17 protein-coding genes are annotated in these 17,185 nt (G+C 68.6%); 16 read left to right on the top strand and 1 reads right to left on the bottom strand.

Annotated elements, in window-relative coordinates; genetic code table 11:
• Positions 1–50 precede the first annotated feature (50 nt).
• The 15 genes from ACVOKU_RS12655 (at position 51) to pncB (ending at position 15,812) form a co-directional block, all read left to right on the top strand.
• Complete coding sequence (locus tag ACVOKU_RS12655; protein ID WP_481560088.1) at positions 51–1,904, top strand: S8 family peptidase; 1,854 nt, start codon at positions 51–53, stop codon at positions 1,902–1,904.
• Positions 1,905–2,044: 140 nt separating this feature from the next.
• Positions 2,045–3,766, top strand: a complete 1,722-nt coding sequence (gene gspE, locus ACVOKU_RS12650) for a type II secretion system ATPase GspE (protein ID WP_481560082.1) — start codon at positions 2,045–2,047, stop codon at positions 3,764–3,766.
• 24 nt (positions 3,767–3,790) lie between these two features.
• On the top strand, positions 3,791–5,011 hold the full coding sequence (gene xpsF / locus ACVOKU_RS12645; RefSeq protein WP_065175845.1) for a type II secretion system protein XpsF: 1,221 nt from the start codon (positions 3,791–3,793) through the stop codon (positions 5,009–5,011).
• Between the two features lie 48 nt (positions 5,012–5,059).
• Complete coding sequence (gene gspG, locus ACVOKU_RS12640; protein ID WP_053520019.1) at positions 5,060–5,503, top strand: type II secretion system major pseudopilin GspG; 444 nt, start codon at positions 5,060–5,062, stop codon at positions 5,501–5,503.
• Positions 5,504–5,509: 6 nt separating this feature from the next.
• Positions 5,510–6,004: a type II secretion system protein XpsH gene (xpsH, locus tag ACVOKU_RS12635; RefSeq protein WP_074901860.1), complete on the top strand. Its 495-nt coding sequence runs from the start codon at positions 5,510–5,512 to the stop codon at positions 6,002–6,004.
• The gene (gene xpsI / locus ACVOKU_RS12630; RefSeq protein WP_481560087.1) at positions 6,004–6,420 is read left to right on the top strand and encodes a type II secretion system protein XpsI; all 417 of its coding nucleotides are present in this window, start codon (positions 6,004–6,006) and stop codon (positions 6,418–6,420) included. Before xpsH ends, xpsI begins: the two co-directional genes overlap by 1 nt.
• The gene (locus ACVOKU_RS12625; RefSeq protein ID WP_481560081.1) at positions 6,417–7,049 is read left to right on the top strand and encodes a type II secretion system protein J; all 633 of its coding nucleotides are present in this window, start codon (positions 6,417–6,419) and stop codon (positions 7,047–7,049) included. The genes xpsI and ACVOKU_RS12625 overlap by 4 nt, the downstream gene beginning before the upstream one ends.
• Entirely contained in the window at positions 7,046–7,909 is an 864-nt protein-coding gene (locus tag ACVOKU_RS12620; RefSeq protein WP_481560080.1) for a type II secretion system minor pseudopilin, read from the top strand. Before ACVOKU_RS12625 ends, ACVOKU_RS12620 begins: the two co-directional genes overlap by 4 nt.
• The gene (locus ACVOKU_RS12615; protein WP_481560079.1) at positions 7,906–9,063 is read left to right on the top strand and encodes a PilN domain-containing protein; all 1,158 of its coding nucleotides are present in this window, start codon (positions 7,906–7,908) and stop codon (positions 9,061–9,063) included. The genes ACVOKU_RS12620 and ACVOKU_RS12615 overlap by 4 nt, the downstream gene beginning before the upstream one ends.
• Positions 9,044–9,742, top strand: a complete 699-nt coding sequence (gene gspM / locus ACVOKU_RS12610) for a type II secretion system protein GspM (protein ID WP_164151713.1) — start codon at positions 9,044–9,046, stop codon at positions 9,740–9,742. The genes ACVOKU_RS12615 and gspM overlap by 20 nt, the downstream gene beginning before the upstream one ends.
• The gene (locus ACVOKU_RS12605) at positions 9,732–10,526 is read left to right on the top strand and encodes a general secretion pathway protein GspN (RefSeq protein ID WP_263177281.1); all 795 of its coding nucleotides are present in this window, start codon (positions 9,732–9,734) and stop codon (positions 10,524–10,526) included. The genes gspM and ACVOKU_RS12605 overlap by 11 nt, the downstream gene beginning before the upstream one ends.
• Positions 10,527–10,535: 9 nt before the next feature.
• Positions 10,536–12,737: a type II secretion system secretin GspD gene (gene gspD, locus ACVOKU_RS12600; RefSeq protein ID WP_481560078.1), complete on the top strand. Its 2,202-nt coding sequence runs from the start codon at positions 10,536–10,538 to the stop codon at positions 12,735–12,737.
• Positions 12,738–12,869: 132 nt separating this feature from the next.
• Positions 12,870–13,721 carry a glycosyltransferase family 2 protein gene (locus ACVOKU_RS12595; RefSeq protein WP_111186329.1) on the top strand — a complete coding sequence of 284 codons (852 nt, stop codon included), beginning with the start codon at positions 12,870–12,872 and terminating at the stop codon, positions 13,719–13,721.
• The gene (locus ACVOKU_RS12590) at positions 13,718–14,557 is read left to right on the top strand and encodes a glycosyltransferase family 2 protein (protein WP_481560077.1); all 840 of its coding nucleotides are present in this window, start codon (positions 13,718–13,720) and stop codon (positions 14,555–14,557) included. The genes ACVOKU_RS12595 and ACVOKU_RS12590 overlap by 4 nt, the downstream gene beginning before the upstream one ends.
• A 73-nt stretch (positions 14,558–14,630) precedes the next feature.
• Positions 14,631–15,812, top strand: a complete 1,182-nt coding sequence (gene pncB, locus ACVOKU_RS12585; RefSeq protein ID WP_053518866.1) for a nicotinate phosphoribosyltransferase — start codon at positions 14,631–14,633, stop codon at positions 15,810–15,812.
• Here pncB and ACVOKU_RS12580 read toward each other — a convergent pair.
• Positions 15,809–16,174, bottom strand: a complete 366-nt coding sequence (locus ACVOKU_RS12580) for a hypothetical protein (protein ID WP_481560076.1) — start codon at positions 16,172–16,174, stop codon at positions 15,809–15,811. The genes pncB and ACVOKU_RS12580 overlap by 4 nt on opposite strands.
• A gap of 454 nt (positions 16,175–16,628) precedes the next feature.
• On the opposite strand from ACVOKU_RS12580, the gene ACVOKU_RS12575 reads away from it, so the two are divergent.
• Positions 16,629–17,168 carry a fimbrial protein gene (locus ACVOKU_RS12575; RefSeq protein WP_053518870.1) on the top strand — a complete coding sequence of 180 codons (540 nt, stop codon included), beginning with the start codon at positions 16,629–16,631 and terminating at the stop codon, positions 17,166–17,168.
• Positions 17,169–17,185: the final 17 nt, after the last annotated feature.

The following is a 17,185-nucleotide window of genomic DNA, read 5'->3' as shown; positions in this document are numbered from 1 at the left end:
TGATGGCCGCAGTGTTGGTTCGATCCATGACCCAGAAGAGGAATTTCGACGTGATCAAGAAGCAGAACCTTCGCATCAACGTGCTTGCCGCCGCCGTGCTGTCGATGACCGCGGTCGGTGCCGTCCATGCCGCCGGGTTGCCGACGCAGGAACCGGCACGCCAGGCGGGCACCGCACAGCCGGGCACCGACCGCATCATCGTCAAGTACCGCGCCGGCACGGCCGCTGCGCTGGATCGTTCGGCCAAGCTGTCCATGGTGCAGTCGGCGCTGACCCGCGCCAGCCTGTCCGGCGGCACTGCGCGCGCCAGTACCCTGGGCCCGCAGGTCGTGCGCAAGCTCGGCGTCGGCGCCGATGTGATCCGCCTGCAGGGCCGCCTGGCCCCGGCTGAACTGCAGCGCGTGCTGAAGGAGCTGAAGGCTGATCCGGCGGTGCAGTACGCCGAGGCAGACGTGAAGCTGCGCCGCAGCGAACTGCGTGCGGGCGATGTGCAGCCGGCGCTGGTGCCGAACGACCAGTACTACCAGCAGTACCAGTGGCACCTGCACAACGCGACCGGCGGCATCAACGCGCCGGCAGCCTGGGATGTTTCGCAGGGCGAGGGCGTGGTGGTGGCGGTGCTCGACACCGGCATCCTGCCGCAGCACCCGGATCTGGTCGGCAACCTGCTGGAAGGCTACGACTTCATCAGCGATGCCGAGACCTCGCGCCGCCCCACCAACGAGCGGGTACCCGGTGCGCTGGACTATGGCGACTGGGTCGAGAACGACAACGAGTGCTACACCGGCTCGCTGGCTGAAGACAGCTCCTGGCACGGCACGCACGTTGCCGGCACCGTGGCCGAGCAGACCAACAACGGTGTCGGCATGGCCGGTGTCGCGCACAAGGCCAAGGTGCTGCCGGTCCGCGTGCTCGGCAAGTGCGGTGGCTACCTTTCCGATATCGCCGATGCCATTACCTGGGCCTCCGGCGGCACCGTGGCCGGCATTCCGGCCAATGCCAACCCGGCCGAGATCATCAACATGAGCCTGGGCGGCAGCGGCAGCTGCGGCGGCACCTACCAGGATGCGATCAATGGCGCGATCTCGCGCGGCACCACGGTCGTGGTGGCCGCCGGCAACGAGACGGACAACGCGTCCAACTACCGCCCTGCCAGCTGCGATGGCGTGGTGACGGTGGGAGCCACCCGTATCACCGGCGGCATCACCTACTACTCCAACTACGGCACCCGCGTCGATCTTTCCGGCCCCGGTGGTGGCGGCAGCGTGGACGGCAATCCAGGTGGCTATGTCTGGCAGGCCGGTTCCGACGCGGCCACCACGCCGGATTCGGGCAGCTACAGCTACATGGGCATGGGCGGTACCTCGATGGCCTCGCCGCACGTGGCCGCTGTTGCCGCGCTGGTGCAGAGCGCGCTGATCGCCGATGGCAAGGAGCCGCTGGCTCCGGCAGCCATGCGTACCCTGCTCAAGGAAACCGCACGCCCGTTCCCGGTGGCCATCCCGTCGGCGACCCCGATCGGTACCGGCATCGTCGACGCCAAGGCAGCGCTGGCCAAGGCGCTGGAAGGACCGTGCACCGAGGACTGCGGCCCGGTAGCCACGCCGCTGACCAACAAGGTCGCTGTCGGCGGCCTGTCCGGTGCGACCGGCGGCAGTGCCCTGTACAGCTTCGAAGCGGTGGCGGGCAAATCGCTGAGCGTGATCACCTACGGTGGCAGTGGCAACGTGTCGGTGTACCTGGCCCAGGGCCGCGAGCCCAGCGCGAGCGACAACGATGCCAAGTCCACACGTGCGGGCAACGCCGAAACCGTGCGCGTCAACAAGCCGGTGGCCGGCACGTACTACGTCAAGGTGGTGGGTGAAGCCGCCTACAGCGGGGTGACCATCCTCGCCACGCAGTAATGCCATCGCACTGTCGTAGATGAACTGGCGACGCCCGTCACCCCGCGGTGGCGGGCGTTGTCATTTTTCGAAAGGCGGCGCGATGGCGGCGGAAACCACGGCTTAACTGCTAAAGTCGGGCCGATTGACAGGAGAGTCACGTGAACGCGCTCGCTGCAACCACTGCCGACGACGCCGAGAGCCGCATTCTGGATGCGCTGCTGGCGCGTGGGCGGCTCAAGGAAGGAGACCTGGCCCGGGCGCGGCCGCTGCATGCCGAGGCCGGCGGCAGCCTGCTCGGCCTGCTGGTGCGCCTGGGACTGGTGTCCGAGCGGGACCAGGCGCAGGCCAGCGCGGATGTGCTGGGCCTGCCGCTGCTGGAAGGCAAGCAGGTGCCCGAGACGCCGCCGCAGTCCCTCGCCGAAGGCCTGCCGCTGTCGCTGCGCTTCCTCAAGCAGTTCCACGTCTGTCCGCTGGCGCTGGATGAACACGGCGTACGGCTGTGGTTGGCCGATGCCCACGACGTCTACCCGCAGCAGGCCGTGCAGCTGGCACTGGGCGTGCCGGTCACGCCGGTGCTGGGCATGCGGGCGGAGATCGACGATCTGGTCGAGCGCTGGTTCGGCCAGGGCCGCAGCGCCATGGGGGCGATCGTGGAAACCGCCGATGGTGAAGGCGGCGCGGTGGACGACATCGAACATCTGCGTGACCTGGCCTCGGAAGCGCCGGTGATCCGCCTGGTCAACCTGGTGATCCAGCGCGCGGTGGAACTGCGTGCCTCGGACATCCATGTCGAGCCCTTCGAAAGCCGGCTGAAGGTCCGTTACCGCGTCGACGGCGTGCTGGTGGAGGGCGAGAGCCCCCCCGCCAACCTGACCGCCGCGGTCATCAGCCGCATCAAGATCATGGCCCGGCTCAACATCGCCGAGCGCCGCCTGCCGCAGGACGGCCGCATCATGCTGCGCGTGCAGGGCAAGGAGCTGGACCTGCGTGTCAGCACGGTACCGACCGCACACGGCGAGAGCGTGGTGATGCGCCTGCTTGACCGCGAAACCGTGGTGTTCGATTTCCATCGGCTTGGTTTCACCGATGCATTCCTGCCGCAGTTCCGCAAGGTCCTGGAGCAGCCGCACGGCATCCTGCTGGTGACCGGCCCGACCGGTTCGGGCAAGACCACGACGCTGTACACCGCGTTGAGCCAGCTCAATACCGCCGACGTCAAGATCATCACGGTCGAAGACCCGGTCGAGTACCAGATCGAAGGCATCAACCAGATCCAGGCCAAGCCGCAGATCGGCCTGGACTTCGCCAATGCGCTGCGCAGCATCGTGCGCCAGGATCCGGACATCATCATGATCGGCGAAATGCGCGATCTGGAGACCGCGCGCATCGCGATCCAGTCGGCGCTGACCGGCCATCTGGTGCTGTCCACCCTGCACACCAACAATGCCGCCGGTGGCATCACCCGGCTGCTCGACATGGGGGTGGAGGACTATCTGCTGACCTCCACCATCAACGGCATCCTCGCGCAGCGTCTGGTGCGCCGTCTGGAACCGACCCACGCCGAGCGCTACCCGGCGTCGCCGGAAGAGATCGATCGTTTCGAGCTGCGCCGCCTGCAGCCGGAGGGACTGATTCATCTGTACCGGCCGCGCCCCTCGGCACTGGCACCGACCGGCTACCTGGGCCGCACCACCATCATGGAATTCCTGGTGATGAACGACGCGCTGCGGCGCGCGGTGATGCGCCGCGATGGCATGGGCGAGCTTGAGCGCATCGCGCGCGAAGGCGGCATGCGCACCATGTACGAGGATGGCCTGGCCAAGGCCCTTGCCGGGCAGACGACCATCGAGGAAGTCCTGCGCGTGACGGAGGAGAGCTGATGCGCGCCGGAGCCCGGGGCTGACATGCCGAACTACCGCTACAAGGCCCTCAATCCGCATGGCGAGATCTTCGACGGGCAGATGGAAGCGGCCAGCGAGGCCGACCTGATCGCGCGCCTGCAGGACCAGGGGCATCTGCCGATGGAAACCCAGCTGGCCGATGCGGGCTCCATCGGCGGGGGCAGCTGGCGCAATCTGTTCCACCAGCGCCCGCTGCAGGGCCCGGCGCTGCTGCAGTTCACCCAGCAGCTGGCGACCCTGCTCGGTGCCGGCCAGCCGCTGGATCGCGCGCTGTCGATCCTGCTGGGCCTGCCCGAGGACGAGCGCTCGCGTCGTGCGATCACCGACATCCGCGACGTGGTGCGCGGTGGTGCGCCGCTGTCGACCGCACTGGAGCGTCAACATGGCCTGTTCTCGCGCCTGTACGTGAACATGGTGCGTGCCGGCGAGGCCGGCGGCAGCCTGCATGAGACCCTGCAGCGGCTGGCCGATTATCTTGAACGCGCGCGTGCGCTGCAGGGCAAGGTGATCAATGCGCTGGTCTACCCGGCCATCCTGCTGGTGGTGGTGGGCGGCGCGCTGCTGTTCCTGCTGGGTTACGTCGTGCCGCAGTTCGCGCAGATGTACGAGAGCCTGGACGTGGCGCTGCCGTGGTTCACCAACGCCGTGCTGCAGCTGGGCCTGTTCGTGCGCGACTGGTGGATCCTGCTGCTGGTGGTACCGGGCGTGCTGGCCCTGCTGTTCGAGCGCAAGCTGCGGCAGCCGGCCTTCCGCCTGGCCCTCGACGGCTGGCTGCTGCAACGGCGCAGCATCGGCCGCCTGCTCGGCGAGCTGGAAACCGCACGGCTGGCGCGCACGCTGGGGACGCTGCTGCGTAACGGTGTGCCGCTGCTGGGTGCGCTGGGCATCGCCCGCAACGTACTGGGCAACCGCGCGCTGGCAGCCGACGTGGATACCGCCGCCGACGAGGTCAAGAACGGTGCGGGCCTGTCGCTGGCACTGTCGCGCGGCAAGCGCTTTCCGCGGCTTGCCCTGCAGATGATCCAGGTCGGCGAGGAATCCGGCGCGCTGGACACCATGCTGCTGAAGGCGGCGGATACCTTCGAGCAGGACAGCGCCCGGCGCATCGATCGCCTGCTGGCGGCGATGGTCCCGGCGATCACCCTGGTGCTGGCTTCGGTGGTCGGTGCGGTCATCGTCGCCGTGCTGGTCCCGCTGTACGACCTGACCAATGCCATCGGTTGACGATGGACTCTTCCGCACTTCGACCCAACGCAACCGAAAGGACCGATCATGATCGCTAACCGTCGACCCATCCGCCTGTCCTTCACCGCCGCGCGGCACCAGTCGGGCATGAGCCTGCTGGAGATCATCATCGTCATCGTGTTGATCGGCGCGGTGCTGACCCTGGTGGCCAGCCGCGTGCTGGGCGGTGCCGACCGCGGCAAGGCCAACATCGCCAAGGCGCAGGTGCAGACCGTGGCATCCAAGATCGACAACTACCAGATCGATACCGGCAAGCTGCCGGGCGCGCTCACCGATCTGGTGACCGCACCGGCCGGCGTTGGCGGTTGGCTCGGCCCGTATGCCAAGCCGGCCGACCTCAACGATCCGTGGGGGCACGCGCTGGAGTACCGCGCACCCGGCGAAGGCCAGCCGTATGAGCTGATCAGCCTGGGCAAGGACGGCAAGGCCGGCGGCAGCAGCGTCGACGCCGACATCCGCTACCAGCCGTAAGCACGCATGACGTATTTCCTGCCGCGCCGGTTGCCCCGACCGCGCCTGCACGGCAGGCGCCCGGCGGGGCTGTCGCTGCTGGAGATGCTGCTGGTGATCGCGCTGATCGCGGCCATCGGCCTGATCACCGCGGCGGGACTGTCGCGTGGCTTCGCCGGCATGCAGCTGCGCAGCGCCGGCAAGGACATCGCCAACCAGCTGCGCATGGTGCGTGCACAGGCGATCGCGCGCGGCGAACCGCAGCGGTTCGTGATCGAGCCGGCACGGCATCGCTGGCAGGGGGCGAACCAGCGCCAGGGTGAACTGCCGGCACAGTTGACGGTGCGTTTCGAAGGTGCGGCGCAGCTGGCCACTGCACCCGGGCAGGGCGTGATCGAGTTCCATCCCGATGGCGGTTCCAGTGGCGGCCGCATCCGCCTGCAGCGTGATGCCGCCGAATGGCGCATCGATGTCGGCTGGTTGACCGGTGAAGTCCGCTCCGGCCCATGGCAGGCGCAGTGATGCGGCGGGCGCGCGGTTTCACGCTGCTGGAGGTGATCGTGGCCTTCGCTCTGCTTGGGCTGGCGCTGACCCTGCTGTTGGGCAGCCTGTCCGGCGGTGCCAGGCAGGTGCGCGAGGCCGAACTGCGCACCCGCGCCGTCCTGCATGCGCAATCGCTGCTGGCTGCGGCGGGCGTGGATGCGCCGCTGCAGGTGGGGCAGCAGCAGGGCGACTGGGAAAACGGGCGCTATCGCTGGGAGCTGCAGGTGCAGCCCTGGACCGAGCCACGCGCCGGCAACGTCGCGGCCACGCAGTCGCCGGGTGGCCCGTGGCTGGCCGAACTGCAGTTGCAGGTGCGGTGGGGCGACGGCGAGCGGGAACAGCTGCGCTGGCGCAGCCTGCGCCTGCTGCCACCGGACCTGGAGCGCGCGCGATGAAGCGGAGCGCTGCGGGATTCACCCTGGTTGAGGTGATGCTGGCGACCGTGCTGCTTGCCGGTGGCCTGGCGCTGGCGTTCGCCAGCGTGCGCTCGGCAATGGCGGTCAGCCAGCGGGGTGAACAGATCGCTGCCGAAAGCGAGCGGATGCGCGCGGTGCAGGCCCTGCTGCGGCGACAGCTGGCCGGGGCGATGCGCAGCCCGCTGGAAGTGCCTGACCCGACCCGCGAGCCGGTGTTCTTCCAGGGCGACGAGCAACGGATGCTGTTCGTCGCCGATCTGCCAGGCTACCTCGGACGCGGCGGGCCCTATCTGCATGCGCTGCAGGTGGATGGCAAGGCCGGCCAGCAGCGTCTGCTGCTGGACCTGGTCCTGCTGCAGGAGGGCGAGCGCATCGCCGAAACGCCGCCACGCCCGCCCGAGGTGCTGGTGGATGGCCTGCAGGCTGTGGAGATGCGCTATCGCGGCATCGATGCCGGCAGCGGGCAGATGACCGAGTGGCTGCCGCGCTGGGAAGACACCCGTCGCCTGCCTCTGCTGGTGGAACTGCGGATCGTGCCGGCCCGCGGTGCCGCATGGCCGCCCCTGGTGGTGGCCCCCCGCCTGGGCGGCGGTGGAGGGGGGCGTTGATGCGGTCGCGCGGGGCCGCACTGGTGCTGGTGCTGTGGTTGATCGCGCTGATGACCGCACTGGTGGGCGCGTTCGCGCTCAGCGCCCGCGTCGAGCATCTGCAGGAGCGCGTGCTCGACGACGATGCACGTGGCCAGGAGCGTGCCCGTGCGGGACTCGAGTACGCACTGATGCGGCTGTCACCGGATCCGCTGCGCGCGCCGTGGCAGGCCGATGGCCGCACCTATCGCTGGCAGTTCGACGGTGCCCGCATCGAGATCCAGGTGCTGGACGAGAACGGCAAGATCAACCTGAACCTGGCCGACGTGGCGCTGCTGACCGCCTATCTGCAGGCACTTGGCGAACCGGTGGACAACGCGCGCCAGCTGGCCGGCGCGATCGTCGACTGGCGTGACGAGGACAGCCTGCTGCAGCCCGGCGGCGGTGCCGAGGCACAGGATTACGCCGCGGCCGGGCTGCCGTATGGGCCACGCAACAAGCGCTTCGAGACGCTGGGCGAGCTGCAGCGGGTACTGGGCATGAACGGGCCGCTGTACCGGAAGATGCTGCCGCACCTGACCCTCTACAGCCGCCAGGCGCGACCGGATCCGCGATTCGCCAGCGCTCCCGTGCTGACCGCGCTGGGCCTGGATGCCGACCTCGTGCTGGCGCAGCGGAACCCGCCGGAGCGTGACGGCGATCCGGCGGATGGATCTTCAGCGCTTGCCAGCAGCAGCGGCACCTATAGTATCGAGTCCCGTGTCATCGACGGCAGTGGACGCAGGTCGGTGTTGCAGGCAGTGGTTCGCAATGGCTCCGGGGGGATTCCCGGGCGGTCCTACACAGTGCTTCGCTGGGAGCAGGGAATGACGGCAAGATGACGGCTTGGCAGGACAGTCTGCGGCAGGTGCAGGGCCAGATCGGTCCTGGCGCCGGCCGTTTCCTGCGCTGGTGGCGGCACTCGTTGCTGGCGTGGGTGCCGGCGCGCTGGCAATGGGCGCTGGGCTGGGCCCAGGCACGGTTGCTGCTGCAGCGCGAGGGTGACCGGCTGCAGGTCTGGCGCGAAGCGGGCGAGCGCCGCGAGGCTGTGGTTACCCTGCCATGGCCTTCGTCTCCGGCTGCACTGGATCGCGTGCTGGAGCCGCGCCTGCGCAGCCTGCCGCGATTCTGGCTGCTGCCGGTGGAACGGGTCCTGCGGCGCACCCTGCGGCTGCCGGCGGCGGCCGGCGACCGGCTGCACGCGGTGGTCGGTTATGAGATCGACCGGCAGACCCCGTTCGAGGCCAGCCAGGTCAGCTATGACGTGCGTGAACTGGGCGCGGCAGGGGAAGGCCAGTTGCAGGTCGAACTGGTGGCCTGGCCGCTGCGCCAGATGGAGGCCTGGCGTGCCAGCGTGGGCGAGTGGGGCGACGCCCTGGGCGGCGTCGACGCGATCGATGCGCAGGCTGGCACGCTGCAGGTCAACCTGTTGCCGCCGGCCCAGCGCCAGTCGCGGCCCGATCCGATGCGGCGCTGGAACCTGCTGCTGGCCCTGGCCGCGCTGGTGATGCTGGTACTGGCTGGACTGCAGCTGCTGGACAACCGCCGCGCCGCCGCCGACGCACTGCGTGCGGACGTCGAACGCAGCGCGCGCAGTGCCCGGGGTGTAGCCAGTGAACGCGCCCAGCTGCAGGCACTGATCGACGGCGCGGCCTTCCTGGAGTCGCAGCGCCGCCAGCATGCCGGCACGGTGGAAATCTGGAACGAGCTGACCCGCCGTCTGCCTGAAGGAACCTATCTGGAGAAGCTGGCCATCGAGAACAACGGCCTGCAGCTGATCGGGCTCAGCCGCGAAGCCTCGCAGCTGGTGCAGCTGCTGCAGGATGCTCCGCAATGGCGCAAGGTCAATCTGACCGGTGTGCTGCAGGCGGACGGCGCCGGCAGCGGCCGGGACCGCTTCACCATGACCGCCGAACTTCAGCCGTTGCCCGCGGCGGCACCGGCAACGCCGACAGCAGCGACTCCGGAGGCGGCTGATGCCAAGCGCACGCCGTGACCGCTGGCTGGCGCTTGCGCTGCTGCTGGCGGTGCTGGGCCTGGCTTACCTGTTGCTGGTGCACCCTTGGTTCACCCAGCCGCTGCGTGAGATCGATGCCGATGTCGCGGCCCTGCGCGAGCGCCAGCAGCGCGTGCAGGCGCAGCTGCAGCAGCAGCCCCAGATCGAACAGCGGCTGCGCGCCACCCGTGAAGCCTTGCAGCGGCAACCCGGCTTCCTGCAGGAGGCCACGGCCGAAGCCGCCGCCGCCGCGCTCGGCGCGCGCCTGCAGGATGCGGTGGCCACGGCAAGCCCCGGCAACCGCAGCTGCACCATCAGCAACCGCACGCCACTGACCGACAATCGCCGTGATGCCGAGTTCGTCCGTGTCGCCATGCAGGTACGCCTGCGCTGCGGCGTGGCGGAACTGGCGACCGTGCTGCACAGCCTGGAAACCGGCAGCCCGCGGTTGTTCGTGGACAACCTCAATCTCATCGCGCAGCGCTTCCAGCAGTCGCCGAACGAATCCGGGCTGGGCCTGGACGTCTCCTTCGAACTGGCCGGCTACCTGTTGCCCGGTGCCGCCAGTGGCGCTGCGGCAGTACCTCCCGCAGCGGAGCCCGCCGCGGCCGCCCCGGCCCCGGTCGAGCCGCCGCCACCGGCGGCCGCCGAGGGAGAGGAGGTCGCCGATGAAACGTGAGCCCCTCAGCCTGCGCACCGCTTTCCTGCTGGCTCTGGCCGGCTGGTCCGCGGCGGTATGGCTGGCCACCGGTTTCGGACTTGGCAGTCGCCTGCCGGCCGGCGGGGCCGACGCCGACCCCGCAGCAGCACTGCCGGTGCTGCCGGCGTTCGCTCCGGAACGGATGGCCAGTGCGGACAGCTACAGCGCCATCGCCGCGCGTCCGCTGTTCGCCGAAGACCGCAGGCCGCGCCCTTACCTGCTGGGCGGCAGTGAACCCAGCGCCAGCGCCGCTTTGCGCCTGACCGGTGTGCTGCTCACGGACGACTTCGGCCTGGCCACGTTCAGTACGGAGCAGAACCGCTCGCTGCGCCTGCGCCTCAACGGTGACGCGGTCGACGGTTGGCAGCTGGTCGCGCTGCAACCCCGCCAGGCGACGGTGATCGGCCCGGGCGGCAGCCAGGTGCTGGAACTTGCCGTGTTCAACGGGCAGGGCGGGGAGCCACCGACGGTTCTGCGCGGCAGTACCGGTGCACCCGCACCGGGCGTGCCGGTGCCACCGCCGGTAGTGCCGCTGCCGGCGCAGGCCGCGCCGGCACAGGCGGCGACCGCACCGCAGCGTGCAGCGGACGCCACACCCGCGCCGGCGTCTGCTGCCGCCCCCCCGCCGCCGGCCAACAGCAACGGGCCCAGCGAAGCGCAGATGCAGGCCATCCGCGAGCGCATCCAGGCCCGCCGCCGCCAGCTGCAACAACAACAGCAACAACAGTCGCCGCCGCCTTCGGGCAATGGCGCCAACCGGTAGAGTGAGAGCATGAGCCTGCGTTTTCTTCCTTGGTCCTTCGTGCTCGCGCTGCTGGTGGGCTGCAGTACCGTCTCCAGCCCCCATGTGCAGCGCAAGGGCGCCCTGCAACCTGCGCCCAGCGCCGGCCAGGCCGCGGCGGACGTCCAGGCCGATGCGGCGGCCGACAGCCAGGGGGCACCGCAGGCGGTCATCCGCCGTGGCACCGGCACGATGATCAACCGCGAGGCCGCGCGCGCGCCGTCGCCGGCATTGCATGCGGCCGGCACCGGCAGCGCCACGTTCAACTTCGAGGGCGAATCGCTGCATGCCGTGGTCAAGGCGATCCTCGGTGACATGCTGGGCCAGAACTATGTGATCGCGCCGGGGGTGCAGGGCACGGTCACGTTGGCCACGCCCAAGCCGGTCTCGCCGGCACAGGCGCTGAACCTGCTGGAGATGGTGCTGGGCTGGAACAACGCGCGCATGGTGTACAGCGGTGGGCGCTACAACATCGTTGCCGCCGACCAGGCGCTGGCCGGCACTGTCGCGCCGAGCACCGCACCGGCCTCCAGCGCGCGCGGCTTCGAGGTCCGGGTGGTGCCGCTGCAGTTCATCTCCGCCACCGAGATGAAGAAGGTGCTGGAGCCGTATGCGCGGCCCAACGCCATCGTCAACGTCGACAGCGGCCGCAACGTGATCACCCTCGGCGGCACCCGTGCCGAGCTGGAGAACTACCTGCGCACGGTCGAGATCTTCGATGTGGACTGGCTGTCGGGCATGTCGGTGGGCGTGTTCCCGATCACGTCCGGCAAGGCCGAGCAGGTTGCCAGCGACCTGGAGAAGGTGTTCGGCGAGGAAAGCAAGACGCCCAGCGCCGGCATGTTCCGCTTCCTGCCGCTGGAAAACGCCAACGCGGTCCTGGTGATCACCCCGCAGGTGCGCTACCTGGACCAGATCCAGCAATGGCTGGACCGCATCGATACGGCCGGTGGCAGTGCCCGCCTGTTCTCCCATGAGCTGCGCTACATCAAGGCGCGCGATCTTGCAGAGCGGCTCAGCGAGGCATTCGCCAGCAGCGGCAAGCGGGGCGGCTCGAGCCCTGCATCGCTGGCCCCGGGTGCCATTCCGTCGCAGCTGGACAGCGACAGCGACCGTGGCATGGACAGCAACAACAGCAGCAGCTTCGGCTCGACGCTGGGCAGCAGTTCCAGTGGCGGTAACGGCAGCTTGAACCTGCCGCAGCGCCAGTCCGGCAACGTCAGCGTCAGCCTGGAAGTGGAAGGCGACCGGGTCGGCGTGTCGGCGGTGGAGGAAACCAACACGCTGCTGGTGCGCGCGACACCGCAGGCCTGGCGCTCGATCCGCGAAGTGATCGAGAAGCTGGACGTGATGCCGCTGCAGGTGCACATCGAAGCCCAGGTGGCCGAGGTCGCTCTGGATGGCGACCTGAAGTACGGCGTGAACTGGTTCTTCGACAACGCCGTGGCCGGGCGTGCACTGACCGGAGCCTTGAGCGGTGTGACCCTGCCGGCCGCGGCGGGTGGCTCCTGGAGCAGCTTCGCCGGTGCCGCGACCGGCGGCGAAGGCCTGGGCTGGGCGTTCACCGGCCACAATGGTGCAGCGGTGGTGAGTGCGCTGGACAAGGTCACGGATGTACGACTGCTGCAGACCCCTTCGGTGTTCGTGCGCAACAACGCCGAGGCCACGCTCAACGTGGGTGACAAGGTGCCGATCAGCACCACCACGGTGAACACCGGCGTCGGCACCAGCAGCTACAGCTCGGTGCAGTACATCGATACCGGCGTGATCCTGAAGGTGCGCCCGCGCGTGACCCGCGACGGCACGGTGTTCCTGGACATCGTGCAGGAAGTCAGCAGCGCGTCGGATGTGCCGGAGAACTGCAATCCGCAGGAGCGCAACTGCAACCCGCGCATTTCCACCAAGAAGCTGGCTACCGAGGCCGCCGTGCAGAGCGGCGACACCATCATGCTGGCCGGCCTCATCACCGACTCGGCCACCGATGGCAGCAGCGGCATTCCCGGCCTGAGCCGGATTCCGGTGATCGGCGCGCTGTTCGGGCAGAAGAGCCGCACCAGCCGTCGCTCGGAGGTGATCGTGCTGCTGACGCCCAGCATCGTTCGCAATGGGCAGGAAGCGCGCACGCTGACCGACGAGTACAGCCAGCGTTTCCGGGCGATGGAGCCGCTGAACCAGCCGCGCGCAAAGAAGTAGGGGCTTACGGCGGGGCGACACCCGCCGTTCCCATGAATTCCGCTTCGGCTCCGGCCTCTGCACGTGCCGGGTGCAACCCGGCCGACACCCTCCCGGTGCTACGCTGTGGCCACCGACAACCACGGAGGCGGGATGGGGGCGATCGTGTTGTTGCCGCTGTGCGTGGACGATGCGGCGCTGGACCGGTGTCTGGCCGCGCTGGATGCCGGTACGGCACCGGGTACCGCGGTCTGGTTGGCCGACGATGCCCAGACCGGACCACGCGCTCAGGCGGTCGTCGAGCACTGGCTGGCGAACACGCCACTACAGGCCGAGTACACCCGCCGCGCCCGGCCGCTGGGCGAGGTGGCCCATCTGGATGAAATGCTGCGTGCCTGCGAGGGGCTCGATGTGGCCGTGCTGGCACCGGACAGCGTACCGGCGCCGGGATGGCTGCAGCAGCTGCAGGACGCCTTCGCCCGCGATGCGGCCATTGCCACCGCCACGCCCTGGTGCAATGCCGGCGAGACCGCGGCCTGGCCCCGCCTGGGCGAGATCAATGCCGAGCCCACCGATACTGCGCTGCTGGCGCAGACCTGCGCCGCACTGCCGACCCTGCACCCGGAGCTGCCATCGGCGGTCACCCATGCGGTACTGGTGCGCGGCAATGCACGTCGCCGTGCCGGCGGACTGGACGTGGAAAGCTACGCCGGCTGGAACGCTGCGCTGGTCGATCTGAGCCTGCGCATGGCGGGCCTGGGCTGGCGTAACGTGCTGTGCGAGAACGCGTTCGTCAGCCGCGCCGGCGAAGCGGTCAGCCGCGATGGCGATCTGGAGGCGTTGGCCGCGCGGTGGCCTGGCTGGGTGCCACGCCTGGCCGACTTCCTGATGCACGATCCGCTGCACGAACTGCGCGCGGACCTGCAGCAGCGGATGCAGCAGGCGATAATGCCGCGCGAGCAGGGCGATCTGTTCGTCCCGTCCGCGTCGGAGCCAACCGCTTGAATGCCGCCATTGCCGCCATCGTCGTTACCTACCAGAGCGGCAGCACCATCGATGCCTGCCTGTCGCGGCTGCGCCAGTCGCAGGATGTGGTGGAAATCCGGGTCATCGACAACGGTTCGGTGGATGGCACGCTGGACATCGTGCAGCGGCACGCCAGCCACGACCCGCGCGTGCGCTTCATCGGCAACCCGGACAATCCGGGCTTCGCCGCCGCCAACAACCAGGGCGCGGCCGATTCGCACAGCCCATGGCTGGCGTTCATCAACCCGGACCTGATGGTCGAGCCGGAAACCCTGGCCAGGCTGCGCGATCGCGCACACGTGCTCGGTGACTGCCTGCTCGGGGTCGAGCAGGTGGATGAGCACGGCCATGCCGATGAGGCGGTGCGCCGCCGTGATCCGGATTTCCTGGCCATGCTGCGCTCGCCGGGCAGTGGCTCGAAACTGGCGATTCCGCGTGATCCGGCACAGACGCTGCAGCCGGTGCCGGCGCTGTCCGGCGCGCTGCTGCTGATGCCGCGGACGCTGTTTGATCGACTCGGTGGCTGGGACGCCGGATACCGGTTGCACGCCGAGGACCTGGACCTGTGCCGGCGCGCGCGCGAGGCGGGCGCGGTGGTGGCGATCGCCAACGACCTGCAGGTCACCCATGTGCGCGGCGTGTCCAGCCGTTCGCGGCCCTTCTTCGTCGAGTGGCACAAGCATCGCGGGTTGTGGCGTTACTTCCGCAGGTTCGAGGCACCACAGCGTTCGTTGCCGGTGCAGGCGGCCGTCTGGGGAGCGATCTGGGCGCACGCGCTGCTGCTGGTGCCGAGACTGCTGCGCAGATCCCTGTAGTGTCGAGCGTGTCCGGCGGCGGCGCGCATGGGCGGGGCCCCCGGTTCACCCCGCCGGGCGCATAATCCGCCTCATGCCTATCATCCAGTCCCTGCTCGACACCGATCTGTACAAGTTCACCATGATGCAGGCGGTGCTGCACCAGCACCCCGGCGCCCAGGTGCAGTACCGGTTCAAATGCCGCACGCCCGGCATCGACCTGGCCCGCTTCATCGACCAGATCGATGAAGAGATCGACCACCTGTGCAGCCTGCGCTTCAGCGACGCCGAGCTGGATTACATGCGTGGCCTGCGCTTCGTGAAGCCCGATTTCGCCGATTTCCTCGGCCTGTTCCACCTGGACCGCAAGTACATCCAGCTGCGTGCCTCGACCCGGGTGCCCGGCGAGATCGAACTGGACATCACCGGGCCCTGGCTGCATACGATCCTGTTTGAAGTACCGCTGCTGGCCATCATCAACGAAGTCTGGTTCCGCAACACCACCACGCCCGACTTCGCCGAGGGCGAGCGCCGCCTGCAGGCCAAGGCCGCGCTGCTGCGCGACACCCCCGGCTTCGAGCAATGCCGCATCGCCGACTATGGCAGCCGTCGTCGCTACTCGCGCGACTGGCATGCGCGCCTGCTGCCGCTGCTGCGCGATGCGCTCGGCCCGCAGCTGGTCGGCACCAGCAACGTGCATTTCGCCCGGCTGTACGGCATGACCCCGCACGGCACGATGGCGCACGAGTACCTGCAGGCATTCCAGGCGCTGGGCCCGCGGCTGCGTGATTCGCAGGTGGCGGCATTGGAGTCATGGGCGCGCGAGTACCGCGGTGACCTGGGCATCGCGCTGTCCGACGTGGTCGGCCTGGACGCCTTCCTGCGCGACTTCGACATGTATTTCTGCAAGCTGTTCGACGGCGTGCGCCATGACTCGGGCGATCCGTTCGACTGGGGCGACCGCATGCTGGCGCATTTCCAGCAGCGCCGGGTCGATCCGCGCAGCAAGGTGCTGGTGTTCAGCGATGGGCTCGACATCGCCAAGGTGATGCGCCTGTACGACTATTTCCGCGGTCGCTGCCAGGTGGCCTTCGGCGTCGGCACGCACCTGACCAACGATCTGGGCCCGACGCCGTTGAACATCGTCATCAAGATGGTCCGCTGCAATGGCCAGCCGGTGGCCAAGCTCAGCGATTCGCCGGGCAAGAGCATGTGCGACGACCCCGGCTACCTGGCCTACCTGCGCCAGGTCTTTGAACTGCCGGACCCGGCTTAAAGGTAGTCGACCACCACCAGGTAGGCGCCCCGCAGCGGTTGCTGCTGTGGCGCTTCCACGCGGTAGCGCTCGGAGAAGGCGATGTCGCCGGCGCGCATGGCGCTGGCCGACACGGCCAGCTGCTGGCCATGGCGCTTGCCATCGCGCAGCGTCGCGGCCTGGCTGTCGCCCACCGCGGTCACCGCCACCGTCGAGCCCTTGGCCGACGGCGGGCAGGCCGCCAGGCTCAGCTCGCCCTGGGACAGGGCCGTCGTGCAACCGGGCTCGGCGATGCGGCCGCTGAACCGGATGCTGCCACTGCTGGCCTGGGCCAGCGCACTGACGGACATCAGGGCCACGCACAGCAGAAGGGAAGTCCTCATGACACGTTCTCTGGTTCGGTGTGTCCTAGTTAGCGACAGCTCCGGACGGCCTTTAATAGGCAAAATCCGAATCTGCTAGGGCCATCACCAACAAAGAGTGATGCGCATCAAATAAGGCGCGGGTCGCCTGAAAACAGCCTGTTTCAGGTGCGCTCGCCACAGGGTCGAAGACATCATCTGCTGTCGTTCCCCAGCCTTCGCCTGCCTGCGCCAATTCCCGACCGGGCGCTGGACCAAAAGTGCCTATCACGTCACATTTGTGGCGTCAATAAACCATCGTTCAGAAAAATAATGGGACTTTCATCACAGTTCTGCATATACTTGCGTCACGGATTCAGGGGTAGGTATGTCCGAATCCGGCCACAGGTGAGACGCAAGGATGGGTCTTGAAGCCCGGCAGTGCTCCTTGCTTCCTCCTCTACTTCCATCTCTTCAGTAGGGTTAGGTAAAAGCAATGCACAAGATCAACATCATCGCGGCTCTCATGCTGGCCGCTGCTCCGCTGGCCGCCAACGCTGCCGACGGCACCATCACCTTCAATGGCAAGGTGACCGACAAGACCTGCACCATCTCGACCCCGGGCGGCAAGGACTTCGCCGTCACCCTGCCGACCGTGTCCAAGAACACCCTGGCCACCGCCGGTGCCGTCGCGGGCCGTACCCCGTTCGCCATCAACCTGACCAAGTGCAGCGCCGGCAACGTCGCCACCTACTTCGAGCCGGGTTCGACCGTTGACTTCAACAGCGGCCGCCTGATCAACCAGGCTTCGGCCAACGCTGCCGGCAACGTGCAGCTGCAGCTGCTGGGCTCGAACAACCAGTTCCTGCCGGTGAAGGCCGCAGGCACCGGTCTGGCCCAGGACAACTCGCAGTGGGTGACCGTTGCCACCGACGGCACCGCCAACCTGAACTACTACGCCGAGTACTACGCCACTGCCGCCGCCACCCCGGGCGACGTCACCAGCAGCGTCAAGTACACGATCATCTACAACTGATCGTCGCCGTACCCGCA

The organism is Stenotrophomonas sp. STEN147, from assembly GCF_056757995.1.
The sequence above is the reverse complement of the archived record's forward strand: the minus strand, read 5'-3'. Positions and strand labels throughout refer to the sequence as shown.